Genomic DNA, 25,503 nt, shown 5'->3' on the forward strand with positions numbered 1-25,503 from the left:
TCGTGCAATGCTTCGACGTAGGAGTACATGGACTCTAACAAAATTCTTGCATGAATCCTATGGAATAAAGGTTTTTGGTTTAATGCAATTTCTGATAAAACAGATGTTGAACTGAATCTGCTGGGGCAAAATAGAAGACATGACGATTGAATCCAATTCCTCTAATCTACCAACCCCAGAACCAGCCCCGGAAAATGATTTGCAGCCAGATGACTTTGACGGTAGCGTAACTGAGAAAAACCTAAGCTCAGAAGTACTAGCGACACAACAAGCCCTAGCAGCGATCGCATCTTTGAAATCTCCGCAATATACAACTGCTCTCCAACAAGCCCGTGCTGATCTCAACCAACCTACTACCAAGCAATTTTTAGTTAAGCCGAGGGCATTGCTAATTACTTTAATAGCGATCGCCATCACTTTCATTGGAGTTATCCTCAATAACTGGATCGTCGGCATGATCGGAACGCTGATAACTTTGCTGTTATCCCTAGCGATATTATTGCCTTGGTTGCAAAAAGCATTATACGAGTGGTTTTCACCCGAAGAACGCACCCTGTTTGTTGCCATTTTGGGACTAATAGTAGCGATCGTCGGCTTGATCAAGTTTACAGGTGTGGGCGATCGCTTACTGCTTTGGGGACGCCAGATTAACTGGGACGTTTCTGGAACCCTAGCAGAATGGTTTGGTGCTTTGGGGCAAATTCTGATCGCCGTCATCGCCGTTTACGTGGCTTGGCGACAATATGTTATTTCTAAAGACTTGACAATTCAGCAAAACCTGCTAACAGTTCAGCAAAACATAATTACCCAGCAACAGACAATTGATTCCTATTTCCAAGGCGTTTCAGATTTAGTATTAGATCAAGAAGGATTATTAGAAGATTGGCCCCAAGAAAGAGCGATCGCTGAAGGACGGACTGCGGCAATTTTAAGTAGTGTAGATGGCAGTGGGAAAGCGAAAATTCTCCGCTTTCTCTCACGTTCCAAGTTGCTCTCACCCTTACAACGCGATCGGCTATTAGGTCGAGCCATTCTCGACGGCAGTGGCGGATATGCAGAAGACCGCCTAGAAGGTGTGCGTGTCATCGATTTAGGCGTAACGCTAGCCGCAGCAGACCTTTCTGGTACTGATTTGCGTTGGACTGATCTGAGCGAAGCTAATCTTGTCCGCGCTAATCTGAGCGGTTGTGATTTAGTAAAAGCCAACCTCTCCCGTACAATTTTATATAGTGCTAATCTCAGTGGTGCAGACATCAACGGGATTCGCCTATTCTACGGTATAGTGGATAAAGCATCACCCCGCAGTCGCACTCAACCACCAAATTATCAAACAGGCGAACAAACTGGCGCTGTGGTGGAAAATGCCGATTTCACCAATGTACAACGCATGTCTGAGTCTACACGTAACTACTGTTGCACTTGGGGTGGCGAAAAAACTAGAGCTACTATCCCTGGTGGTTGTGAAGGTATTCCCAATAAGTTGGGACGGTAGTTATACCAATTTTAGATTTTAGATTACCTTTAACTACAGGACTTACGCAAAAGACTTCTCAAACTCTTATTACTCCGTGTTCTCTGTGCCTCTGTGGTTCGATTTTTCATTACCTGTGCGTAAGTCCTAAACTAATAAGGTGCAAAATCGGATATATAGTAGTCCTAAATCATTTGTAAAAATAAATTAACCGCAGAGGCGCAGAGAGCGCAGAGAGGCGCATATTTCGATATGATTTGTCACGAAAAATATGACTCTCGCGCCTAACGCACCGTGTTATATCAAGTCCGGGTAATTAGTATATGTAGGGTGTGTTACGGCTTCCGTAACGCACCATTCATAAGGATTTGGTGCGTTACGCTGTCGCTAACACACCCTACGTATCTTTTCAAAAATCAAATATGAGTCCTATAGTTATAAGACTAGATAAAAAATTAGTTAGCCGCATTAAAAATTTGCTGTGCAGTTAAATTTAATTGGGGAAAAGTAGGTGATAAAATCGCGGTGTTACCTTGAAACGGTGTCATTTGATATTCACCATCAACTAATTCGCATACAAAAATAGTGGGTTGTTTGGGATTGCCGATGAACTTTCTTGCACCCAATGCAGCATAATCAGCAATCCAATATTCGGGAATGCCCATTTCCTCATAATCCCTAAGTTTATTGTAGTAATCATCTCGCCAGTTGGTTGAAACAACTTCGATAACTATTGGAACCGATGCTGCTTGGCTTACTGTTGACTGTTTTTGAAAAAGTGGTTCATTGTCGAGATTATCAAGATTTAGCAGCAAAACATCAGGCGAATAAGCGGATTCCGCAGAAGGAGTTTGGATCAATGCAGTTTTGGGAATTCCGTAGGGTAAATTAAGACGATCAAACTCCACGGTTAATTTCCGCGATAAAAACCCAATAACTTTTTCATGCGCTCCGGTTGGGGGCGGCATTTCAATAATTACTCCTTTGTGCAATTCATAGCTTTTCCCATCGTTGGGATACCATTCGATAAATTCATTAAAGGTGAGTAATTTGGGCAACGCTTGGGTCATAATCTTACCTCCATATATGTTTTACTTTATGATGCAAACGCTCCCCTCCCCTTAGCAAGGGGCTACGGTGTATACACAAGTCTGAAATAGCTGAGAAATCACGGTTTTACCCCACCCTAACCCTCCCCTTGGAAAGGGGAGGGAACTAGATTTTCCGGTTTCCCCCCAATGCATCGGGGGGATTAAGGGAGGTAATTCGACTTCTGTATACACCCGTAGTAAGCTAAACCACATCTAGTTTGCATATCTAAAGTTTATATAACTCTTGTGGGGTGGGCAACATGAGCGCCGTAATTATGCAATTTAAATGTGGAACAGCTTACCAAGGGGAGGGGTTGGGGGTGGGGTATTAAGAACTTTTGCAAGAAGTCTATTAAACGATAATATCGCTTGCCACTAGTAGTGGTGATCCTTCAAGTTTAATCTCGAAATTAGCCGCTAGATTACTATCAGTATTACCTTGGAGAATACCTCCAGAATAACGAATCTGACCTGCTGCGGTGAATGCGCGAGTTCCAATGTAACTGAAGGCTTGGTCGCCTTTTATGGTGGTGTTAGCGTCTATGCGAGATAAATCGATTCTGTCACCGGCCAAGTTACCGTTTCCAACAAAATCTTTGATAATATCCCGTGACAAACCAGGTTGACTATCTGAAACTGAGTCGAACTCGAAAACATCGTTGCCAGCACCCCCATAGAGAGTATCAGTCCCAGCACCCCCAAAGAGAGTATCATTGCCACCAACGCCAAAGAGGGCATCGTTGCCCTCACCCCCACTGAGGTAATCGTTACCAGCAACGCCAGACAAATCATCCCCTAAGAGGTAATCGCCGTTAATACTGCCAAAGAGTAAATCGTTGCCTGCACCGCCAAAAAGGAAATAGCTGCTAAAAAAATCAAACCCAACGAGAACGTCGTCACCGCCAAATCCGTTGATGGTAACTAGATTATATTCAGGAATTTCAAGACTGGAGTCCGGCCCATCAAATAAAGAGCGACTGTCGTCAGTCAGATTCTCACCATCATTAGTACCGTTAAGAGTTTTATCTGCCATTGATGAGTTTCTCCTTAACTTAGAGGATAAAAAAATTACCTCATCACTTCCCCATCATCAAACGGCGTTGCTGATTAAAAGTATGAATTTGGTTTCCTCCAAAGGCGCGAAGGAAATAGTTTCAAACATGGAGTTTCACACTTTCATTCACCAACACGGAGAAAATCAGGTAGAAAAATAACGAGTGGGAAGAGATAACAGAAATACACCCGATTTGAAGAGGTCTTTGCTATTAACTCTGAATATTTGATAAGCACTGGATTTATTGATGATGTTGACATCAAAATAGTGCTAAAAGTCATGTTATATTGTTTTTGCGCTTTCCAACATAACCCCCGCTAACGAATTATTAAGCAGTTCACATACTTCTCCCCAAAGAGCGCCACCTGTTCCCCAATCTCTAACTCTAGTGACCTGCAACAAATATCTGTTCTGCGGTCAAATTCAGGTCTGGAAATGTTTGGGAAATGAGGCGTTCTGTTCCTCTAAACTGTTGTGCTTGATAAGTTCCATCTAATAACTGATAAATTGTAATTACAGGTTCTTTGGATAAGCCAATGTAGCGTTTGCCTCCTAACCCTAGATAATCTGCGATCCAATACTCCCCAATCCCCAAGGCTTCGTAGTCTTCCACTTTTCGGGCATAGTCATTCTGCCAATTGGTACTGACAACCTCCACGACTAATTTAACAGAATTGCCTAATGTAATTACTGGCTCAGTTTTCCATAATGGCTCATTCACCAAAGCCGTCTGATCAATAATCACAACATCGGGTCTAAATGCTGAATTTTGACCTAATGGTTTAATCAGGCATTTCATGGGAATAAACCAAGGCAAATTGAGTAGATCAATTGCTACGTTGAGCTTACGATTAATTAACCCAGCTACTTGTTCATGAAGTCCAGTAGGTTCCAAGTCGATTAATTCTCCGTCGATTAACTCGTAGCGGACATCATCTAGATAGCCAGCAACGAATGCCTCAGAGCTAAGATTATCTATATTAATAGTGGCTGAGACCATAGAGATTTATCCTTCCAGGTTCAGAACTAGAGCAGGTATTGCTGCTCTTGATTATTCTAACTACCTTGTGGCTTTGGTTCCTCCCAAATGAAAGGAATTTTTTCATAATTATGTTGTCATACAGCCCAGTAATTCTCGCCTTCTAGTAGAGTCAGAATTTCGACGCCATCTTCAGTTACAGCTAAGGTATGCTCACATTGTGCCGAAAGTTTGCGATCGCGCGTTACCGCAGTCCATTTATCGCCCAGAAGTTCGACTTCATAAGTACCTTCGTTAATCATTGGCTCAATAGTAAAAACCATCCCTGGTCTGAGGCGCTTACCCTTACCGCGTGTGCCATAGTGAGGAACATCGGGCGCAGTGTGGAAAATGTTACTGATGCCGTGTCCTACGAAATCTCGCACTACAGAAAAGCCTTGTCCTTCAGCATACTCTTGAATAGCTGCACCAATGTCTCCAATGCGTGCCCCAGGTTTAACTTCAGCAATACCTAAGCGCAAACACTCCTCTGTCACCTCTACCAACTTTCTGGTTTTTGCCGAAGGTGTACCAACAAAGAATGTTTTAGATGTATCGCCGTGATAACCCTCAACAATCGGCGTTACATCAATATTAATAATGTCACCTTCCTTGAGAATTTGCTTGCCATTGGGAATGCCGTGACAAATTACCTCATTTACACTGGTGCAAATTGATTTAGGATAGCCTTTATAACCAAGGGGTGCGCTTTTTGCTCCATGCGCTTGTGTCCAACGTTCGGCTTCATCGTTTAGCTCAAGAGTACTAACCCCTGGCTTCACAAACGGTTCGAGATGCTGGAGAAGTTTAGCTGCTAAACGCCCAGCTTGACGCATTTTCTCTATTTCTCGTTGGGATAAAATAACAATTAGTTCGGTTTTCATCAACTTTTGTCTAAAGTATCTTTCATAAACATAGTTAACCCTGTCTGTGCAGCTCTTTGGGCAGCATCAGCAACATGCAGCGTATACAAGCTCTCCTCTGGGGTAACATACAAAGGAGTGCCATCAAAAAGATGATCTAACACCATACTTGTGTCTTTAGCGAATAAACCCCGCCGAGGAGCAACCTCTATAGGTGTTGTTTCCCCTGGCTGGATGAATATTCCGGTGTCACCATCAAAAATTAAACCACCTTTTTCACCGTGAACTTCAAACTTGCGTTCTGATTGCCAAATAGTTTCGCCTTTACCATAGACTACTTGGGCTAAAACTCCACTGTTAAAACACAGTTGACTAGTGCAGAAACAGGTTTGGTAATATTCCGGTTCTATTTCCCAATATCGCTGGTGACAGTTAACAGTAAATACTTTACCAAATAAATCGGTAAGACGATGTAGGCGAGACAAGGCACCAATTAAGGGAAAACCGAACAACTCGTGGTTATAAGTCCATTTGCGGGGTGCAGGATTCTGGGGATTGATAGTGCTGTAGCGAACATAAAAAACTTCACCAATTTTGGCTAAGTTTTGCTTCAAGGATTGATGCAAACCACCTAAAAGTTCTAGGTGTTCAACGTGCAGGAGTTTTTGTTGTGCTTTGGCTAAGGCAATCAGTTCTTCTGCTTCGACTACATCCAACGAAAGGGGATATTCTACAACTACATGTTTGCCGTTGGTAAGTGCTGCACGAGCGATCGCACCATGATCTCGATTTATGGTGCAAATCAGCACCAGGTCTATATCATCACGCTCTACTAGCTCTTGCCAAGAACTCAACGCTTCAATCTCGTACTCTTTGGCAAAGGTTTCTGTTGTTTCTGCGGTATGACCAACAACTGCGACTAAGAGCGATCGCATTCCCTCATTATGGAGCAATGCCTCAGCTCGAAACTTTGCCGCATACCCAGTACCCACCAAACCTACACGCACTTTTGCTTTTTCCAAAGCTGCTTCTGAATTATACATGATCCTCACCAGTTCTGTTTTTGATTCTTTCACGCTTCTAAGCTAATCGTCATTCATTTTTCCAAAATGATTCGCTTTTAGTAAGGGCTTCAGCCCTGCTCTTATGCAACTTAAATCCTCATTAGCTTAGTAGTGAGATTGTCTCTTCATCGAAAATCAAATCACTTCACCAGTTTAGACTCTACAACATTCGTACTAAGTAGGTAGGCAAGATAAAATCAAACTATGTAACGAAAAGTAAAATCTTTGTATTTGGCTCGTAGTTGCGCTGTCTTCGCTAAAGCGCAACTACGAGCCAGTGATGATTATTTGCGCCCACTTACTTAGGGCATGTTTTCAAAACTATAACCACAAAATAATCAAGGCGATCGCGCAACCAACGTCTTTGGTGCGGACGCGCTACGTATAGCTAGCTTAAGACTAAGGCTACGGCAAGGCAACTCTTAAAGAGGCTACGCCAACGCACTTAAATTTACGGAGTTGCTACGGTATTCTTTGGATTACTAACTCCAGGCTTATTTCTTGTTGATGATATTGAGAAAATCTCTAATATATCCAATCAAACAGCCTTAATTTTGAAAGGACGTTGGGGATCTGTTCTCCGTAAATCCTACAAAATATAGGTGGCATTAATCCTACCCATATTTTTTATCCATTAAGATAATTTTTTCTAATTACAGCCTGACTAAGACCAAAAATAATATAAATAAAACTTATCAGTATTAAGCAACTAAATTTCATTACTAATCGGGTTCAATTTCCAGTTACATCGTTTAATTTTTCTCGTAGTATCAGAATTGAAGCAAATTTGAATAAGCGGCTAATTCCCCAGAACAGCCGTGACCTTTGCCTAAAGATAACTTATACTACCGTTTGCAAAAGAGAGGATTAGTTAATGCCAACCTATAAAGTGACACTAGTAAATGAGGCCGAAGGACTCAACCAAACCCTTGATGTTGATGACGATACCTATATTCTAGACGCTGCCGAAGAAGCTGGTCTTGACCTGCCTTACTCTTGCCGCGCTGGTGCTTGCTCGACCTGTGCAGGTAAACTCGTAAAGGGTACTGTTGATCAAGGTGACCAGTCATTCTTAGATGACGATCAAATCGAAGCTGGATATGTACTGACTTGTGTTGCTTACCCTACCTCTGATGTGACAATCGAAACTCACAAAGAAGAAGAACTCTACTAAGAGTTAGGACTCTCAACAATAAACCTCTTGCAAGAGTAAATAATGTTGAAAAAATAGAAGCACTGTATATAGTGTCAACGCCTTCTCAATGCCGTGTCTATAAAGCGAATTTGACAAAAAGCCTAATTTAATGTTGAGCAGGAACACAAAGTTTACTGTGTTCCTGCTTGATTTTTTAAGTATGAAATTTCCCGATTAGCTTAAAGTTTTGTCTCTTTGCTAAAAATCTGAATCTGAGTACCAGGATAGTAAAATTGGAGAATTTTTGGACTTGACCAACCTAATTTAGCTAAATTTTGAGCGCCAGTTTGACTCAAGCCGACTCCATGTCCTAATCCACCACCAATAAAGGCGTATCCCCACAGTTCGGGTTTGCCTTTATTCAGGGGTTGTATATAAAATAGCGTACTTCTAGGAGCAGCAAAGGCACTACGAACTTCGTCTTTGTGGAGAACAAAGGTGCTGTTATCAGTTTTAACGGCAAGTTCAAGGATACGCCCACTCTGGCTTCGCTTCACTACTGCCATAGCCTGAATTGTCTTAAATTTGGCATAAGGACTGTTTTTCACCTGCAAAAATTTCTGCAAGTCCTTGGTAATATCCTCTAAAGAGGTTTCCTTATGCCAACGAAACATATCCCACTTGCTTTCATTAAATCCTTCTTTGATATTAATAAATTTTTGGAAGTTCTTTTCATCTGCTAAACTCTGCTTAGACAAGTTCCAAAAAGTAGTTGCAGCATCCAGTACAGGGCGCAGATAGGGACGATCGTCACCATTCCAGACATCGCTGAAGGAGGCAGTAACGCCACCAGTAGTGGAAGAATAAAGGGCATCTACTAGTTCGTTTTTATAGGTTACTACCTTACCCCTGGTTGAGGCGATCGCTTTGTCTGTTTTAGCCCCTGCTCCATTCAGCCCATAATAAACTTGACAGTGAGTATCAGCACACAACTGATAGTTATCTGCTGCGAACCTGCGTAAATTTCTCAACACATAAGTCCGGGCGAGAATTGCTTGGGCTTCTAGCGCAGCTGTTGGTGCATCTGCGCCTATTTCATAAGGCACAACCCCACGCAAATAAATTTCTAAAGGAACTTGGTTAACTAAAGTGTATGTGCCATAAGCATTTGGCTGCAAATTCATTCGCCCAGCATAAAGACGAGCAAACTCCTGTTTCTCGCTTTTATTCACCCGAATCAAGTTTTTATCAGTACTGATTTCCAAATCATTCGGGCTATAGCGCTTACCATCCACAACCCAACTAACTCGCGGCACTTGTTTTAAAACTTTAGTATCAAGATATACTTTTTCTTTGGTAGAAGCTTGGATGTTTTGCAATAGCAACCGCCGCAGTAAAGGAGTGCTATAAACATCGCGTTTCGCCCAAACCTGCCAGCGTTCTGGCTGGGCTATTTCCACTTCCATTCCTTGAGAACGCCATTTATTAGCACTGTCTTCCGCAGTTTCAAAGGTGCGGTATGTGCCTAAAACTACCACTTCCTCAACTGTTGGCTGGGGTAAAGCTTGCATGACTGTTTCCAGCTTTACAGGATTTTTGGTAACCAGAATTTGCTGCTTATTGCCCACAACAAATTTTAGCTTTAAGCGATCGCCTTTTGTGGGTTCTAGTTGCAGCTTGGCTGTGGGTTGTGAGCCAAATCGCTGCACAATCCCAATTTTCAGTTCCATACCCTGAATGTTACTCTCAGGCGCTGATGCAGCAGTTAGTCCCAATAGACAAAATGTGGTCAGCACAGTGTGGGAAAAACGCCAAAGTGAAAATTTCATAGCTACCTGATAGCGTAACCCTACGGGGGAGCAAGCTAACAAAAGCCTCTTTAAGAAGTGCGATAGCGAGTAATCGATCGTCTTCTGCCCCTTAATGCAGTGTTGGAGCTGATTTTCCGATTGCTTTGTAGTGCGGTTTTTTTGTCGCATGAGTGCTCCAATGATACCATTAGCAGTTTTGCCCAAACTGGTGGCAAAACGTAGTCATAATGACTATGATTTATTTAGAGACACAAAACAGAACTAGTTGGATAAACTCCTTATGGTTAGAGTCCAAGAAATTCCATTAAATCAGATAAAACGGCCCTTGCCTGGTGCAAACGATCCAAATAAAGTGCAAGCCTTAATGGAATCGATTGCGGAGATTGGGCAGCAAGAACCTATAGATATCCTAGAAGTAGATGGACAATATTATGGCTTTTCTGGTTGCCATCGGTATGAGGCTTGCCAGCGTTTAGGCAAAGAAACCATTTTAGCCAGAGTCCGTAAAGCACCCCGCAGCGTTTTAAAGATGCACTTGGCATAGAGAATGGGGAATGGGGCATGGGGCATGGGGAGATGAGGGAGATGAGGAGAAGTTGCAGTAAGTTTTTCCCCAATCCCCAATCCCCAATGCCCCATGCCCAATTTGCAATCCCCAATTACATATAACCTAATTAGGAGAAAATTATGTCATCGAAAGTAACAGTTAAAAATGTAAATATAGGCATTGACGAGGCGAGTAGGGCTAAAATTGCCGAGGGTTTATCTCGCCTGTTGGCTGACACTTATACACTTTATCTGAAAACTCATAACTTCCATTGGAATGTAACGGGGCCGATGTTCCAAACATTGCATTTGATGTTTGAAACCCAGTATACAGAATTAGCTTTAGCAGTTGATTTAATTGCCGAGAGAATTAGAGCGCTTGGCTATCCTGCACCGGGAACCTACAGCGAATATGCCAAACTGAGTTCGATTCCAGAAACTCCCGGAGTTCCGAAAGCTGTGGAAATGATCGGTTTACTAGTGGAAGGACAAGAAGCCGTAGTCCGAACTGCACGCTCTATTTTCCCTGTGGTAGAGGAAGTTAACGACGAACCTACCGCCGATTTATTAACTCAACGGATGCAAGTACACGAAAAGACAGCTTGGATGTTGAGAAGTTTACTGGAAGAATAGGGACTGGGGGACTAGTAGTCTGTCAAGAACTAATTGACGGATAAATTAAGAGTAGAGACGGCGATTTATCGCGTCTCTCTAACCGTCAAAATGAATTTGACAGACTACTAGGGACTGGGGACTAGGGACTGGGGACTAGGAACTAATAAAGACTTAATTTTTTTTGCCAATCCCCAATACCCACTTACCCTGAGCGAAGCCGTTCGCGTAGCGTCTCCAAGAGTTGGGATGCCCAATAACCAATACCCAATCCCCAATACCCAATGCCCAATTCTCAATTCCCAATGCCCAATTCCCAAAAGTTACAATATTTAATGCAACAGGTGGGAATTCCTAGTTTTAAAGCGCTGAGTCGCGCTGCTGGTGTCTCAGAGCGTCAACTTTTGCGGTTACGCCAAGGAAAGCTTGAGCAGATGCGGGTAGATATACTGCTTAAGCTGTCGCTAGTGCTACAGATGCCATTGAATGAATTAATCGCAACTTTTTCAACTGTAGAGTTGTTAGCAGAGAAAGCAGCGCCTACTCAGGAATTATTAGAAGAAATTGCAGATTTAAGAAAAGAGTACCAGCGATCGCAGCAACAAATAGAACAGCAGCGAGAGATATTACTACAAGAACTCCAGCAGTCGAGTTTGCAACTGCTGGAGTCTTTATTATTGCAATGGCCAACCGCAGCACAGAAAGCGCAGGAGAATCCCCAGCTAGCAGCAGTCAAAATAGTACCGTTGGTGCAAAAACCTCTCGAAAAGCTTTTACAGGCGTGGGGAGTGGAAGCGATCGCACCCGTGGGAGCAGAATTAGCTTATGATCCCCAACTGCACCAATTGATGGAGGGAACGTCACAACCTGGAGAAATAGTCAAGGTGCGCTACACTGGCTACCTTCAAGGTGAGAAGCTGCTTTATCGAGCTAAAGTAAGTCCTCTTAGAGACAGCTAGAAGGCAAATTTTCGCCTTCCACTAACGCCTGCAAAGGTTTATAACTTGTTCGCGTAATTCGTCCCTGTCTCGGCTACAAAACCGCTTATACGAACCATATTGCTGCTGAAACCAAATTTTTTTGCTAATGTTTTTTAATTTAGACAGAAATTATTGCAATTATGTAAGTAATCGGACATAAATAAATTTAAATGCTAATTACTATCATAAAAAAGGCTGGAAATCTGGTGTTACATAAACAAAGCCTGCTTTTGCAGGCTATTTTGGTAATTTTTAGGGAGGATTCCAATTTTGCATTGACAATTAATAAGCTGCCTTTGATATAACTTACACATTTAGGATGCTCTCAATTTTTATTGAACAAATTTCAGTTTTGCAAAAATCTTTAGCTAATGATCCGAAAAGGTGGAACTTTTACTTGTAGTTTAATATTAGACTCCCAAAATAAGATGTATCTCCGTTATTTTTACTTGCTAGTTTACTCATGATGAGGCAATTTTTATTTAACTAAAGATTAGCTTTTGATTAACAATAAGATAAAAAAATAGTTGAGCTTTACTTATTATGGTATTACTTCTCAATAAAAATTCATCAGTATATGATTTTTATTTGTAAGGATTTTTAAATTTTATCTGATGGGTATATAATAGCAAAATCAGAGCATATTTACATAAATCAGCATGACATAATTATGATAGAACAAGTGAAAATTATTAAGCTCACCGGTAATTTAAACGCCACAACTTCACAATCTTTTCGACAAAATATTACTGAAAGTTTAAAATTGGGTACAAAAATTGTGTTAGTTGATTTCCAAGATGTAACATTTATGGATAGTTCCGGTTTGGGGGCTTTAGTATTAGCTTTTAAAACCTTGCGGGCGGCGGATAGTAAGCTTGTTCTCTGCTCAATTAATGAGCAAGTCAGGATATTATTTGAACTGACTAATATGGATAAAGTATTTGAAATATTTCCTAGCCAAGACGCATTTAATCAGGTTTTAGTCTCAAAGACTTAATGAATCAAAGTTAATTTGCAATATCGATAAATCATCATCAAAAGCATCTTTGGAGTTGAGAGCGACTAAATAACTCAGAACATGGTCGAGTTGGCACTTAACCGGATTTTGTAAGCTAACTAGTAGCTGAATAAAAGCATCCAAACTCCAAAGTGTGCCATCTAATTTAGTGATTTCATAAGCACCATCACTAAAAATGTAAAGAGTACTGAATTTTTCAATATTGCAAAATCCATCAACATATTTTGCTTCTGGAAACATCCCAACTGGCATACCGGGGCTTTTCAAGAGTTTAACTTCAGACTTTCGTGGAGATGTGCCAGTTACTAAAACTGCTGGTGGATGACCTGCACTAGCATAAATTAACTGGCCGTTGGTTCGGTTGTAAACTCCATACCAAATCGTAAAGTATTTGTCATTTTGATAATTCATCTGAAAGGTATCATTCAATGCCTTCAATACCTCGCTAGGCTGATAATAATTTAGGCTTTTGAGCGCACGGGAACGCAGCAGATTCAGCACTGAAACAGAGGGAAGAGTAGCTTTGAGTCCATGTCCGGCAGTATCAAGTAAGTAAATTGCCAGATAATCAGCATCAAGCCAATAGTAATCGAAACAGTCACCGCCAAGTTGCCGTGAGGGAATAAATCGGAAATTTATATTGAAGGGTTCAGTCATGGGAAAAGGCAGTAGCGATCGCACATATTCTGCGGCTTCTGACATTTCTGATTCTAAAAGCAACTTTTGAGCCTGCAAATCTCTACTCAACTGATGCAGACGTAATCCCGCTCTTACCCGTGCTTGTAATTCATTATGCTCGATAGGTTTAGAAATAAAATCATCAGCACCAGCATCTAGACCTTTGACGCAATCGGCAACCGAATCTAAAGATGTTAATAAAATAAAGAATGTGGTGGAAAATTGGGGATCTTTCTTAATGTGGTGGCAGACTTCCAGACCAGTTAACCCCGGCATGATCCAATCACAAATAATTAGTGCTGGACGGTAAGCCAGTGCCTTTTCTATCCCTTCCTCACCGCTACTGGCAGTAACTATCTCATAACTCTGTTTTTCCAGTATCCTTTTCAGAAGTATTCTTATTGAATAATCATCATCAATTATTAATATTTGGAACATCATAATTTTTAGTAGGCACTAATTAATAAATTACTCTAAAAATAGAAAATAAAAGTAGTTTATGAGCTAATGAGTCAGTAGCATCTGTATGTTAAACCTCATCTAAGTTGAGAACCGTAGTTTTTGCCCTCACCCTAAATCCCTCTCCCAGATATGGGAGAGGGACTTTGAAATTCTGGCTCCCCGAATCCCAATTTTGGGATTCGGGGTTGGGGGATGAGGGCAAATCCTTTTCATCACTGAAGAACTACAGGTTTCAAGATAGACGCGGTTTAATACTACTAACTCATTTCTATTTTTTCGTCGAATTTATGAGTTTTTAATTAGTCATAAAACATTATGGAGGTGCAAGAGGGTTAACCCACAAGAGGATAGTATTTTTTAGCTGGTTCAAGTCGCGGTATGCTTCTTGTTTGAACCATTGCCCTAAGGCATCAAAGGGGGTAAAAGATGTTCCAGTTTGCCATTTAATGTCTTGACCTAGAGGTGTTGTATGAGTTCCTGGTAACGTTTGTGTTGTCACCATCTCATCAAAGCGTTTTTGTAAGATTTTGGTTAAAGCTGCGGATTGGTCAATGGTGTCATTGCTAAATTTTATTAATAAATTGCGCCTGATGTCGTAACGCTCTTGGACAAGCTGGTTGGTTTCCAATGGTGAGGGTGTAAACTCAATCGCAAAAGTAGAATTGAATTGTTCTACTAAGGGGATAGCTTCTTTAGCGGCGTAGTTGTTGAAGGATATTAAAATATTTCCTGCGCGTTCTACTTTAAAGAGGCTACCAATCAGCAAGTGAAGTTTACAGCCCATACTGTGTCCAATGCCGTAGATGGGGTAGTAAAGCTTGCGTAATGCCCCAGAATCGTGTAAACGTTCGAGGGTGCGGTCAAAGTTTAGCAGCACAGATTTTGCGATCGCAGTATGATCCAAGGTATTGACGAAAGGCGTAGCAATTACAACATAACCTTTACTTGCCAATTGTTCGAGTAACCAGCGATAAGTGATGTGCGGTGCAGTGGCGACAAATGCACCTCCTAAAAAATGGATGATACCTATGGGATTTCGGGGAATGATTACCCAGTTACCTCTGACTTCTTTCCAGTCCATGCCGATAAGCGATCGCTTTTTTGTATATTCTTTATGTTAGATCGGCGATCGCAACCCTGGGAAGGATTATGGAAAAAGCCATTGAGTATATCTAGCGAGTAGGTTGGAAGTCAACCCATCCAGCAGCGTCTATCGACTTATCGAAACCATCTACGCTTTTTCCAACTCTTCCTGAGTACTGAGTGAATGCAGGAGTACTTTCTAAATCCCCATTACAAAACTTAATTACTTTAGTGCAGCGTCTCCTAGAAAGCATCATTACAAATTACGAATTATCTTAACGCTGAGTCTGTAACCTTTTCATTTCGTGTTGCACATCTAATGCAATCTGTAATGCTTCATTCAGTAATCTTCCATGCTCAGTAGCCTGTTCATTTACTTGCATGGCTGTTAAAGCTGCTAAATTGTTGACGAATAGCTCTGTATTACTAAGGATAAAGCTCTTATTTTCTCTCAAAATTCTTTCTGTCTTTAAAGCCCGAACTAAATCTGATTTGGTGAGTTTTAGTGCTTCGATAACACTCTCTCTTTCCTTTATAAGCACTTCTGGATTACCAGCTTCTTCGATTTGGTCATTGATATCTATTGCTCTAATAACACTATTATATCTTTCAACATCGCTTAATAATATTTGCAAAGAATTTGTCATGTTAAATTTGACAACCTTGCTTCTACTTTTCCATATTAAATATAATACCATTTGTGTAAAAACGCCAACCCAAACACCTAAGATAATTAATAATATCCAGGATGAAATTGTTATCCACGATAAAAACATTTTTATAAAAATATCAAATAAAAGATAACCAAAAACACATATAGTAAAACCAATAAAAACTACAGTTGCCCCTTCCGAGCTTTTAATGTTTTTGATGTATATTTTTGCTAAATTTTTCAGAGGATTTGTAATAATTAAAAGTTTCTCGTTGACAGGTAAATTAGTCAGCCTTTGCAGTTCTTCCTGACTAATTTCCAAGCCCTGTAAATCATACCGCACAGCTTCTCAATCCTTGCCAGAATAGTTATTGAATCTAATATAGCAATCAAATTTATAGAATGCTGGCATTTTGTCTAAACTTTTTCAGGCAAGTTAATACTGCTAGGCAGATCAAGATTTTTTGTACAATATGATACTCTTTTTTTGAAGATCACTATTTCTACTATAAGAGTAACTACAACAAAAATAAATCAATTGCCTGTAAATGCAATGAAAATTTAATAGGTTATTGTCTTGCTAAAGAACCATTTTCAACTACAATAAACAATCAGAAAAAATTCCGCAATAACTAAGATTTTGCAGGATTCTCGATTAGTATCATCGCCCACCCAAAAATAAATTTTAGCAAATTAGAGCTACTGTCCACTCAACTGGACTAAAACCCAAGTTCAGTCTTCTTTAGAGTAATACCAGGCGTATTGGTTATAAATTCCTTCTGCCCTCTGCCTTTGTCTTAATCCAATACCCAAAAACAAGATCCCCCTAGTCGCTTTTTTCATCGCGCTAGGGGGATCACATATTTGGTAGTCTATAAGAGATTCGGTATAGTTCCTTACGCCTCGATTCTATAGCCTATACTTTGGTTTGAGTAGTCTTACTATTAGAATTTATTGTATTTTTACAGCTTCTTAATCAATGCTTCATCCCTGTTGTTCCTTAGGGAGGCAGTATATGTAAGTATGACAGTACGCAATATATCATTTTTGTGGATATCTGTAAAAAATATGAAACTCAAGATTGTGGCTACCGTCGCACTGTTAGCGTGTTTCGGGTTTGCAGAGCAAGCCTTTGCATCAAATCAGCTAGATTTGGATCAGTTGAAGGCAACAAGTGCCTGTCCCAGGTGTAATTTGAGTGGTGCTGACCTAACTCGACTGAATCTAACTGGAGCAAATTTGCGAGGGGCTGACTTGAGTGGTGCTACATTATCTCAAGCTAATCTTACAAATGCCGATCTCACCGGTGCAAATTTAGAAGCTGCGGTTTTGAATTCGGTCAATCTCAGTGGTGCTTCCTTAACAGGTGCAAATTTGAAATCAGCATCTCTGGAAAATGCCGATCTGTCTTATGCCGGTTTGATCAGCGCCAATTTGGAAGCAGCAAACTTAAAAAATGCCAAATTGCAGTTTACCAATTTTCGGGGGGCTAACTTCCGACTAACAACTATGGCTAATGGTGTCGTTACCTCCGACAAGCCCTATAGCTGGTCGTTAGAGAATCAAAATCTTAGAGCATGTAACGAGTTCAAACCCGAAAATACCTTAGGCACAACCTGTTATTCAAAATAAACTGGCGAATGGGGAGTGGGGAATGGGGAGTGGGGAATGGGGAGTGGGGAATGGGGCATTGATTATTTCTTCCTCATCCCCCCTGCCCCCTGCCCCTAAGTTCTCCTTAGACATCTCCGACAATGAATCTAGAGACGCGAAATTTCGCGTCTCTACAAGGGTTTCAGGTTACGCATATTTAATTTCTGGAGATGTCTCTTGTATAGCAAAAGCATTTTGTTTGTTAACAGTTCCTTATCATGGGAAAAAAGCCTGTAGATTAATTGAATCCATGCTTACCCATATTAAAGACTTAGCAGCAAAACTAGCGCCCCGTTTAATTGAAATTCGCCGCCACATCCACTCTCACCCAGAACTGAGCGGTCAGGAGTACCAAACAGCAGCTTTTGTGGCTGGTGTTTTATCTTCCAATGGTCTGCACGTACAAGAAGGAGTTGGTAAAACGGGCGTTATTGCAGAACTGCAAGGCACTAGCCCAAATAACCGTTTATTGGCAATTCGCACCGATATGGATGCCTTGCCAATTCAAGAGAACACCAATTTGGAATATGCCTCTCGCGCAGACGGTATTATGCACGCTTGTGGTCACGATGTCCACACCACAGTGGGCTTAGGAACGGCAATGGTGCTATCCCGAGTGGGTGAGGAGTTGGGTGGAAAAGTGCGGTTTTTATTTCAGCCAGCTGAGGAAATTGCTCAAGGGGCAAGCTGGATGCTGAAAGATGGGGCGATGGAAAATGTCTCGGCTGTATTAGGGGTTCATGTTTTCCCTTCTATCCCCGCAGGATCTATTGGCGTGCGTTATGGGGCATTGACAGCCGCCGCCGATGATTTAGAAATTCTGATTATGGGAGAATCTGGACACGGGGCGCGTCCTCATGAGGCGATTGATGCGATTTGGATTGCTTGCCAAGTGATTACTGCACTGCAACAAGCCATCAGCCGGACACAAAATCCTTTGCGTCCTGTAGTATTGAGTATAGGGAAGATTAATGGTGGTAGGGCGCCGAATATAATTGCTGATAAAGTGCAGTTATTGGGAACCGTGCGATCGCTCCATCCTGAAACCCGTGCCCAGCTGCCGAACTGGATTGAAAACATTGTATCTAATGTCTGCCATACCTACGGGGCAAAATATCAAGTCAATTATCGTCAGGGTGTACCCAGCGTCCAAAATGATTATACCCTAACGCAATTGTTGCAATCAGCCGCAGAAGAAGCTTGGAGTAGCGATCGCGTTCAAGTCTTACCCGAACCTTCCCTTGGTGCTGAAGATTTTTCTATGTATTTAGAACACGTTCCCGGTTCTATGTTTCGCTTGGGTGTCGGCTATAAAGAAAGAATGATTAACCACCCATTACACCATCCCCAATTTGAAGTTGATGAATCTGCTATTATCACCGGCGTTGTAACTATGGCATACACCGCTTATAAATACTGTCAGCAAAATTTTTAAACAAAAACTCCCAGTGCTGATATGCTGGGAGTTTTTGTTTAATTAACCTTTTTTAGCGGATATAGAAAGCTCGAAAGCATCCTACACATTCGATTCACTAACAACGCCTAATTTCTTTTGAATTTTGGTTTTAGCGGCTTTGAATTCAGTAGCCAATTGTTCACTTTGCTCAGTGCTTAAGTTGTTGCGAATGGCAGCAAACATTGTGCTTTCTTCTTGACGAATGTGATCGCCAATAGCATCCATCAACTGTTTGACTTTCTCTTTGAATTGGGGTGAAGATGGGCTAAGAGCCTTAATTTCTTCTAACGCCTGCTTCGCATGAGCTTGTTCATCAAACAACTCTTGAGTGTTATCTTGACCGTAGAAAGGACGTACTCTTGGGTAGACTACTTCTTCTTCAGCTTCAGCGTGAGCAGTTAGATCCTTGTAAATTTGACCGAAGTACTCTTGGATCTTCTGTGGATTGTCGCTTTGCAGCAGTTCGGTAAATAAGGTATTTACCTTGCCGTGATCGAGGCGGATGACATCTTGGATATTCAGATCGCTTTTGTCGCTAGTTTGGGTAACAGCACTACCTACTACACCACTTACCGCAGCCATAGCGTCTTGAACACGCGCCCAAATTCCTTGATCTGCATCTTGTCCAGTCAATTCACGTACCCCCAGAATTTCTAGGATACCTTTGAGTTGTTCTTGGTGAGCGCGGTTCTCAAAGTTAATGGTATTCAAAGGCCCGATCGCTAACAAAACATCAGCACCAACTTTTTGAGCAGCCTTGTGAACAATCAAGCCACTCATTACTACTTGATGTTTCAGCAATTCATGCTGAGATACTTTTTCATACAGGCTTAACTCAGAACCTTTGAACAATTCACGAGCTTTCTCAATGAATTGTGTAACATTTTTTTTGGGTTCAGCCTGAATACCATACTGACCAATTACAGTTTCTAAAATACCTAGGTTTTTTTGATCATCATTTATGAAATTTCGGATGCGATCGCCAATCTCGGCATCAAGTCCTTGCGTCAAAAGTGATTGCTCATTTTCAATCACCAACTGTTGGAGTGCTTTAAGACTTGCAAGTTTTACAGCAATTGCATTGCGTTTCGTATCATCTAATGTAGCTACCATCCGTGTTCTCCTCGGCAAAGTGTTAGTAATTCTTACTTGATATAACCTTGACACAGAGGTTAGGGAGATTCCATCTTTCTTTTGAGCGATCGCGTTCACAACTCAGGGTAGATAAACATAAATTTTAGTTACAATTTCTGTTTTTAGACTTTTAGATAGATAATATTTAAATTTGCATTCTATCCCCAGGCGGATACAATATTAATAATCTAAGATTTCTTTAATAACGCTCTTTAAATCCACTTCAGTAGGGCGTTTTTCAAATTGCTCGTGGCTATAAATCCACACGAGCTTGATTACACAATCAGTTGTATTGAGTAAATACATTAATCTAATTTGTCCCGAAGCGCCTTTGGATACCTTAAACTCTAGCTTGTGAAATGACCATCCTTGAGCTAATTCAATCTTTCTAGGTAAAGGTTCGTTACGAGAATTGATGGGATATTGATCTTCAATTAAATCTTCCAAAACTTGTGCGACACACTCAACAAAATCCGACCTGTAAGCTTTTGCGAGTTTTTTGAAAGAACGGTTGAAATTATCGGATTTTTCAATCGAGAAGGGAGTTGAGCCAGTCACGCACTTCTCCTTTATGAATACGAGTTGATGATTCCGAAGTACAAGCGTCCTTTAAAATTTCCTGCATTACGAATTGATATGCCGGATGATCACGCTCTATTTGGTCTAGTTTCTGGTGTCCCAATGCTTTCAAGTCTTCAAGAAGAATTGCTTTAGTTGAGCTAGCTTCAGGTAGTAAACCTTTACGCGCCTTTTTCCAAGGAAACTCCAAGTGGGTCATACCACTAAGTTGATAAGCATGGTAGCCACCAAAATATTCCCATACTTCTTCTAGAAGTTGTCTTTTATCCTCAGGCATCTCTAACAGTAATTCTTGACTAGGAATAGGCAATTGTTCAGCTTCAAATTCACTGTAAAATCTGTAAGCCGGAGGACAAACAGGCCCATAGCGCCATGCTTGTATTTCTTCTTCAAACAATGGCTCATCATACATCGCCAAATGTAAGCTTTGTGCGTAATACAGAAGCTTTTGAACCTTCATATTAGTCATTTCTGCTTCCATACTGTTTTCGTAAGCTCTGACAATGAAGTAGCGAGCCACATTTAGACAATCGATCATAATCAGACTCGCAAATTAAGGCTGGTTAACTATCTTAGCTATTTTTAACGGTCACTTACACTTACCATATTAGTACATTTTTACTATTGGTAATCAATTTACTACTACAGGACGACGTAAATCCAGCTATCATCTCAATTAACTAGACCAGTTGCTCTGAGCAACTAATTAAAGGTAGGCAAACTTCGGCATCAAGTCTCAATATTTCCGAACCCCTTTTGGGGTGACGTTTACTCATGCGATCGCAATGCAGCATTGACAAACCTCACCGCAATTGTGACGATTAAGCTAGAATTATTAAAGGTTCTTTACAGAGTTTTGCTAATCATACCCAATTCTGTTAAAACAGCCTAGCATTCAAATGTAAATCTTAAAACCCCCTCTAGAGTGAACCATTAGCTTCTATGACGCTCCCAATTCGCAACGTCGCCATTATCGCCCACGTTGACCACGGCAAAACCACCCTGGTTGACGCACTCCTCAAACAATCCGGCATTTTCCGCGAAGGCGAAGACGTTCCGGATTGCGTTATGGACTCCAACGCCCTAGAACGGGAACGGGGTATTACTATCCTGTCGAAAAATACGGCAGTTCGCTACAAAGAAACCCTAATTAATATTGTTGACACTCCTGGACACGCTGACTTTGGTGGCGAAGTCGAACGCGTACTTGGCATGGTTGACGGATGTCTTTTGATTGTCGATGCCAATGAAGGCCCAATGCCCCAAACACGCTTTGTCCTCAAAAAAGCTTTAGAAAAAGGGCTGCGCCCCATCGTTATTATCAACAAAATTGATCGTGGACAAACTGACCCCCACGTTGCTGTTGATAAAGTCTTGGATTTGTTCTTGGAATTAGGGGCAGATGAAGACCAGTGCGATTTTACCTATCTGTTTGCCTCTGGGATGGCAGGTTTTGCGAAGGAAAGCCTGGAAGCAGAATCGGTAGATATGCAACCCCTGTTTAATGCGATTCTGAAACACGTTCCATCACCAGTGGGCGACAGCAATAAGCCTCTGCAATTACAAGTTACAACCCTAGATTATTCTGAATATCTGGGGCGGATTGTCATTGGCAGAATTCACAACGGTACTATCCGAGCAGGACAACAAGCAGCTTTAATCACAGAAGATGGCACCATCGTCAAGGGTAAAATTACCAAATTGATGGGCTTTGAAGGACTAAAGCGGATAGACATGGAAGAAGCAACCGCAGGTTATATTGTGGCGGTGGCTGGTTTCGCTGATGCTTATATTGGGGAAACCATTACTGATCCCAACGAACCGCACGCTTTACCACTAATTAAAGTGGATGAACCAACCTTGCAAATGGCCTTCTGGGTGAACGATTCGCCCTTTGCTGGTCAAGAAGGTAAGTTGGTGACTTCCCGTCAAATACGCGATCGCCTATTCCGCGAACTCGAAACCAACGTTGCTTTGCGTGTCGAAGAAACCGATTCCCCCGATAAATTCCTCGTTTCCGGTCGTGGGGAACTCCACTTAGGTATCTTAATTGAAACCATGCGTCGGGAAGGCTTCGAGTTTCAGGTATCTCAGCCACAGGTAATTTACCGCGAAGTCAACGGTCAACCTTGCGAACCTTACGAACTTTTGGTATTAGACATTCCTGCTGATGGTGTGGGTAGCTGTATCGAACGCTTGGGACAACGCAAAGGCGAAATGCAAGATATGCAACCAGGTAGTGGCGATCGCACCCAGTTAGAGTTTGTCATTCCCGCCCGTGGTTTGATTGGTTTCCGGGGTGAATTTATGCGGATGACTCGTGGTGAAGGCATCATGAACCACAGTTTCTTAGATTACCGTCAACTGAGTGGTGATATTGAAGCCCGTAACAAAGGCGTTTTAATCTCATTTGAAGAAGGTGTTTCTACCTTCTACGCCATGAGAAACGCCGAAGATAGAGGAGCATTCTTTATTGTTCCTGGTACAAAGGTTTACAGAGGTATGATCGTGGGAGAACACACTCGTTCCCAAGATTTGGAACTAAATATCTGTAAGACCAAGCAGTTGACCAACCACCGGGCTGCTGGTGGCGATGAATTGGTGCAACTGCAAGCACCGATAGACATGAGCCTAGAGCGTGCTTTGGAATACATCGCGGCCGATGAATTGGTGGAAGTTACACCCCAATCGATTCGTCTGCGGAAGATGTCGAAGAAGTTAGCGAAACGGTAAGTAAGAATTCTTAATTGATTTAGAAAGCCCGCATTAGCGGGCTTTTTAATTTTTTAGTTACATCTGCCTATCTAATCAGGATTCAGCTTGCTATGAAGGATTAAGTGACTAGATGTATCTCCTGTAATATAATTTGATCCCGAACGTTTTTATAACCGACTTTCCGCACTTCATCGTGTAATATGCGTAGATTTCCCATAGGTGGAAAAAAATGGTTAAATCAACAACATAAATCGCCAATGGTATTCAATATTAATACTTAATAATTTGAACATTATTAGGAATTTTTATTGAAAAGATAGATAATACATTTTGAAGTGCGGAATGTGGGTTATAAGTAACACAGGATTAACGATAATGTTCAGTTCTAATAGTGCATTGAACATGGCAAAAATCCCCTTAGATGTTAAAGTTACACAGCAACAAGTCAGTCCAGAAGAGTTACAACCTTTAACACAAGAATTTCAACTACAATATAAACATCCTCACGGACAGCTTTATCAAGGTAATTCAATTGATTGGCTTGAATCGCTTGATACTGAAAGCGTTGATCTAGTTTTTGCTGACCCACCTTATAATATTAAGAAAGCAGACTGGGACAACTTTGAGAACCAAGAGAAATATATTGAGTGGTCAATTCAATGGATTAGTCAAGCTTCACGTATCCTAAAGTCAACTGGCTCTTTTTATATTTGTGGTTTTTCCGAAATATTGGCTGATTTAAAACATCCAGCATCAAAATATTTCAAAAATTGTCGTTGGTTAATTTGGCACTATAAAAATAAAGCTAACTTAGGTAGTGATTGGGGACGTTCTCATGAAAGCATCATTCATTTTCGTAAATCTGATGCCGTTAAACTAAGTATTGACGATGTGCGAATCCCTTATGGCGCACATACATTAAAATATCCATCTCACCCGCAAGCAGAGACAAGCGCCTACGGAAAGGGAGCAATCAAGAAACATAATAACTGGACACCAAACCCAAAAGGTGCGAAGCCTAAAGATGTAATAGAGATTCCTACTACTTGTAACGGGATGGGTGAGACAACACCCCATCCAACTCAAAAGCCAGAAGAATTATTGAGAAAATTTGTTCTTGCATCGTCTAATGAAGGAGATTTGGTCATTGACCCATTTTCAGGTTCAGGAACAACTCTTGTGGTTGCAGAGCAACTTAACCGTCGGTGGATGGGATGCGATCTAAATATTGAGTACAACTGTTGGGCAACTAAACGATTAGAAAATGTCCGTCGTATGACAAAGGAAGAATGGATAGCCTTCGATCGTAAAAATGCAGAACGAAGAGAGTCTATCCGATGAGTCTAGAAGATTTAGTAAATCACGCAGTAGACAAACAACGTTTTCAGACTATTCAAAACTACATTACCTTTTGTAGAAATTATCTAGAATTTATAACGACGGGTTTGCAAGCTAGAATTGTTTCACAAAATGAAAATCATTACCAGTTTTATCAATATCAAGATGATGGTTATTACAACATTAGTCGACCTATTAATACTCACTTAATGTATGAAGCACAAACATTTGATATTGCTTCTAATCAGTTTTTACAAGCTCTTGAACAGTTGCGAGAGAGACAGTTACCTGATGACTCATTGAGGCAGGTTTTCATCTCTACCATCTATACAGTTCAGCAAGCTATTGGCGCTACCCTCGACGCATTACCTTCTGGAAAGTCTAATCAAGCTCGTAAAGTGAACGGGGATATTTTTGAGCGTCTAATTCGTCTTCTGATTGTATGTCTCAACGTAGATTGTGTTTCTGGAACAGTACAAGTTCCAATTAGAGACGACGACAGTGGAGCAATATTGTTTCATACTAGCTATCAGCATGACTTATTGATTAGTAAAGACGACGAACTCAAGATAATTGGTTCGGTTAAAACTTCAAGTAAAGACCGTATTGATAAACTCTTTGTAGATAAGTTCTTATACAACAAGCTGACTAGCACTGCTTTGCCTCACATTGCAATTTTATTGAACGATGTACAGAGAAAGAAAGCAAAGCAGCAAAACCGTTATGGCATTAATACAACGTTTTTACCAGGACATTTCAAAGCTTATACCATCAAACTAAATCCACTTGACGGCGTATATTACTGCGATATTCGTCCGAATATGATTGCAGATGGATTGCTTTCACAACACATCCAGACCATTGACAATTTCTTTTATCGTGATATTTGGCAGTTACTCAGTATTAATGGGCAGTCTCTGGAAGAAGTTGAAATTGAGGAAGGTGAGAATAAGGAAAGCGAATAATAGTGAAGTTGATTGCCATCTAATAATTAGATATCGATTAGAGCGCAAAGGTTAGAGCATCAAGTTGTCGTTAAGAGGTTATCGGTGAGAAGCGCGAATTCGCTCACTCATTCCTCAACTGAATA

At 41.1% G+C, this 25,503-nt stretch carries 23 protein-coding genes; 11 read left to right on the forward strand and 12 right to left on the reverse strand.

From position 1 onward, the window contains the following. Nucleotides 1–139: 139 nt before the first annotated feature. The gene (locus V7K32_RS22495) at nt 140–1,492 is read left to right on the forward strand and encodes a pentapeptide repeat-containing protein (RefSeq protein WP_334996083.1); all 1,353 of its coding nucleotides are present in this window, start codon (nt 140–142) and stop codon (nt 1,490–1,492) included. Between the two features lie 434 nt (nt 1,493–1,926). On the opposite strand, the gene V7K32_RS22500 is transcribed toward V7K32_RS22495, so the two are convergent. The 5 genes from V7K32_RS22500 to V7K32_RS22520 all read right to left on the reverse strand — a co-directional run bounded on the left by V7K32_RS22500 (nt 1,927) and on the right by V7K32_RS22520 (nt 6,540). Next, nucleotides 1,927–2,541 carry a Uma2 family endonuclease gene (locus V7K32_RS22500; protein ID WP_334996085.1) on the reverse strand — a complete coding sequence of 205 codons (615 nt, stop codon included), beginning with the start codon at nt 2,539–2,541 and terminating at the stop codon, nt 1,927–1,929. Nucleotides 2,542–2,914: 373 nt separating this feature from the next. After that, nucleotides 2,915–3,595 carry a calcium-binding protein gene (locus tag V7K32_RS22505; protein ID WP_334996087.1) on the reverse strand — a complete coding sequence of 227 codons (681 nt, stop codon included), beginning with the start codon at nt 3,593–3,595 and terminating at the stop codon, nt 2,915–2,917. A gap of 406 nt (nt 3,596–4,001) precedes the next feature. Continuing rightward, complete coding sequence (locus V7K32_RS22510; RefSeq protein WP_334996089.1) at nt 4,002–4,616, reverse strand: Uma2 family endonuclease; 615 nt, start codon at nt 4,614–4,616, stop codon at nt 4,002–4,004. A 116-nt stretch (nt 4,617–4,732) separates the two neighbouring features. Beyond that, nucleotides 4,733–5,518 (reverse strand): type I methionyl aminopeptidase, encoded by a 786-nt coding sequence (map, locus tag V7K32_RS22515; protein ID WP_334996091.1) that lies wholly within the window; start codon nt 5,516–5,518, stop codon nt 4,733–4,735. Next, entirely contained in the window at nt 5,518–6,540 is a 1,023-nt protein-coding gene (locus tag V7K32_RS22520; RefSeq protein WP_334996248.1) for a Gfo/Idh/MocA family protein, read from the reverse strand. Before V7K32_RS22520 ends, map begins: the two co-directional genes overlap by 1 nt. An 895-nt stretch (nt 6,541–7,435) precedes the next feature. Between V7K32_RS22520 and V7K32_RS22525 the strand changes: the two genes are divergently transcribed. After that, nucleotides 7,436–7,735 carry a ferredoxin gene (locus V7K32_RS22525; protein WP_334878730.1) on the forward strand — a complete coding sequence of 100 codons (300 nt, stop codon included), beginning with the start codon at nt 7,436–7,438 and terminating at the stop codon, nt 7,733–7,735. Nucleotides 7,736–7,935: 200 nt separating this feature from the next. On the opposite strand, the gene V7K32_RS22530 is transcribed toward V7K32_RS22525, so the two are convergent. Then, nucleotides 7,936–9,525 (reverse strand): SpoIID/LytB domain-containing protein, encoded by a 1,590-nt coding sequence (locus V7K32_RS22530; protein ID WP_334996093.1) that lies wholly within the window; start codon nt 9,523–9,525, stop codon nt 7,936–7,938. A 262-nt stretch (nt 9,526–9,787) separates the two neighbouring features. Here V7K32_RS22530 and V7K32_RS22535 point away from each other — a divergent pair, with 262 nt between their 5' ends. The 4 genes from V7K32_RS22535 to V7K32_RS22550 all read left to right on the forward strand — a co-directional run bounded on the left by V7K32_RS22535 (nt 9,788) and on the right by V7K32_RS22550 (nt 12,642). Then, nucleotides 9,788–10,051, forward strand: a complete 264-nt coding sequence (locus V7K32_RS22535) for a sulfiredoxin (RefSeq protein WP_334996095.1) — start codon at nt 9,788–9,790, stop codon at nt 10,049–10,051. Between the two features lie 143 nt (nt 10,052–10,194). Beyond that, nucleotides 10,195–10,686, forward strand: a complete 492-nt coding sequence (locus V7K32_RS22540) for a Dps family protein (RefSeq protein ID WP_109009651.1) — start codon at nt 10,195–10,197, stop codon at nt 10,684–10,686. Nucleotides 10,687–10,949: 263 nt separating this feature from the next. Then, entirely contained in the window at nt 10,950–11,624 is a 675-nt protein-coding gene (gene grpE, locus V7K32_RS22545) for a nucleotide exchange factor GrpE (RefSeq protein ID WP_334996098.1), read from the forward strand. Between the two features lie 691 nt (nt 11,625–12,315). Continuing rightward, nucleotides 12,316–12,642, forward strand: coding sequence for an STAS domain-containing protein (locus tag V7K32_RS22550; RefSeq protein ID WP_334996100.1), 327 nt, complete (start codon nt 12,316–12,318; stop codon nt 12,640–12,642). Here the strand turns inward: V7K32_RS22550 and V7K32_RS22555 are convergent. From V7K32_RS22555 to V7K32_RS22565, 3 genes are all read right to left on the reverse strand, one after another. Beyond that, entirely contained in the window at nt 12,631–13,779 is a 1,149-nt protein-coding gene (locus tag V7K32_RS22555; protein WP_334996250.1) for a PP2C family protein-serine/threonine phosphatase, read from the reverse strand. The two genes, V7K32_RS22550 and V7K32_RS22555, sit on opposite strands and share 12 nt — an antisense overlap. A 337-nt stretch (nt 13,780–14,116) precedes the next feature. Then, nucleotides 14,117–14,884 carry a DUF1350 family protein gene (locus V7K32_RS22560; RefSeq protein ID WP_334996102.1) on the reverse strand — a complete coding sequence of 256 codons (768 nt, stop codon included), beginning with the start codon at nt 14,882–14,884 and terminating at the stop codon, nt 14,117–14,119. A 277-nt stretch (nt 14,885–15,161) separates the two neighbouring features. Further along, on the reverse strand, nt 15,162–15,881 hold the full coding sequence (locus V7K32_RS22565; protein ID WP_334996104.1) for a hypothetical protein: 720 nt from the start codon (nt 15,879–15,881) through the stop codon (nt 15,162–15,164). Between the two features lie 725 nt (nt 15,882–16,606). Between V7K32_RS22565 and V7K32_RS22570 the strand changes: the two genes are divergently transcribed. Both V7K32_RS22570 and V7K32_RS22575 read left to right on the forward strand, forming a co-directional pair. Next, a complete protein-coding gene (locus V7K32_RS22570) occupies nt 16,607–17,170 on the forward strand; it encodes a pentapeptide repeat-containing protein (protein WP_334996252.1) in 564 nt (187 codons plus the stop codon). Between the two features lie 271 nt (nt 17,171–17,441). Continuing rightward, nucleotides 17,442–18,626 carry a M20 family metallopeptidase gene (locus V7K32_RS22575; protein WP_334996254.1) on the forward strand — a complete coding sequence of 395 codons (1,185 nt, stop codon included), beginning with the start codon at nt 17,442–17,444 and terminating at the stop codon, nt 18,624–18,626. 81 nt (nt 18,627–18,707) lie between these two features. On the opposite strand, the gene V7K32_RS22580 is transcribed toward V7K32_RS22575, so the two are convergent. From V7K32_RS22580 to V7K32_RS22590, 3 genes are all read right to left on the reverse strand, one after another. Continuing rightward, on the reverse strand, nt 18,708–19,760 hold the full coding sequence (locus V7K32_RS22580) for a hemerythrin domain-containing protein (RefSeq protein WP_334996106.1): 1,053 nt from the start codon (nt 19,758–19,760) through the stop codon (nt 18,708–18,710). A gap of 201 nt (nt 19,761–19,961) precedes the next feature. After that, nucleotides 19,962–20,339: a hypothetical protein gene (locus V7K32_RS22585; RefSeq protein WP_334996108.1), complete on the reverse strand. Its 378-nt coding sequence runs from the start codon at nt 20,337–20,339 to the stop codon at nt 19,962–19,964. Next, nucleotides 20,311–20,898, reverse strand: a complete 588-nt coding sequence (locus V7K32_RS22590; protein WP_334996110.1) for a Panacea domain-containing protein — start codon at nt 20,896–20,898, stop codon at nt 20,311–20,313. The genes V7K32_RS22585 and V7K32_RS22590 overlap by 29 nt, the downstream gene beginning before the upstream one ends. Nucleotides 20,899–21,302: 404 nt before the next feature. On the opposite strand from V7K32_RS22590, the gene typA reads away from it, so the two are divergent. From typA to V7K32_RS22605, 3 genes are all read left to right on the forward strand, one after another. After that, a complete protein-coding gene (gene typA / locus V7K32_RS22595) occupies nt 21,303–23,093 on the forward strand; it encodes a translational GTPase TypA (protein WP_334996112.1) in 1,791 nt (596 codons plus the stop codon). Nucleotides 23,094–23,450: 357 nt separating this feature from the next. Further along, nucleotides 23,451–24,416: a DNA-methyltransferase gene (locus V7K32_RS22600; protein ID WP_334996114.1), complete on the forward strand. Its 966-nt coding sequence runs from the start codon at nt 23,451–23,453 to the stop codon at nt 24,414–24,416. Continuing rightward, nucleotides 24,413–25,378, forward strand: coding sequence for a hypothetical protein (locus V7K32_RS22605; RefSeq protein ID WP_334996116.1), 966 nt, complete (start codon nt 24,413–24,415; stop codon nt 25,376–25,378). The genes V7K32_RS22600 and V7K32_RS22605 overlap by 4 nt, the downstream gene beginning before the upstream one ends. Nucleotides 25,379–25,503 lie beyond the last annotated feature (125 nt).

The sequence above is a fragment of the Nostoc sp. genome, from assembly GCF_036917635.1.
Lineage (GTDB): Bacteria > Cyanobacteriota > Cyanobacteriia > Cyanobacteriales > Nostocaceae > Nostoc.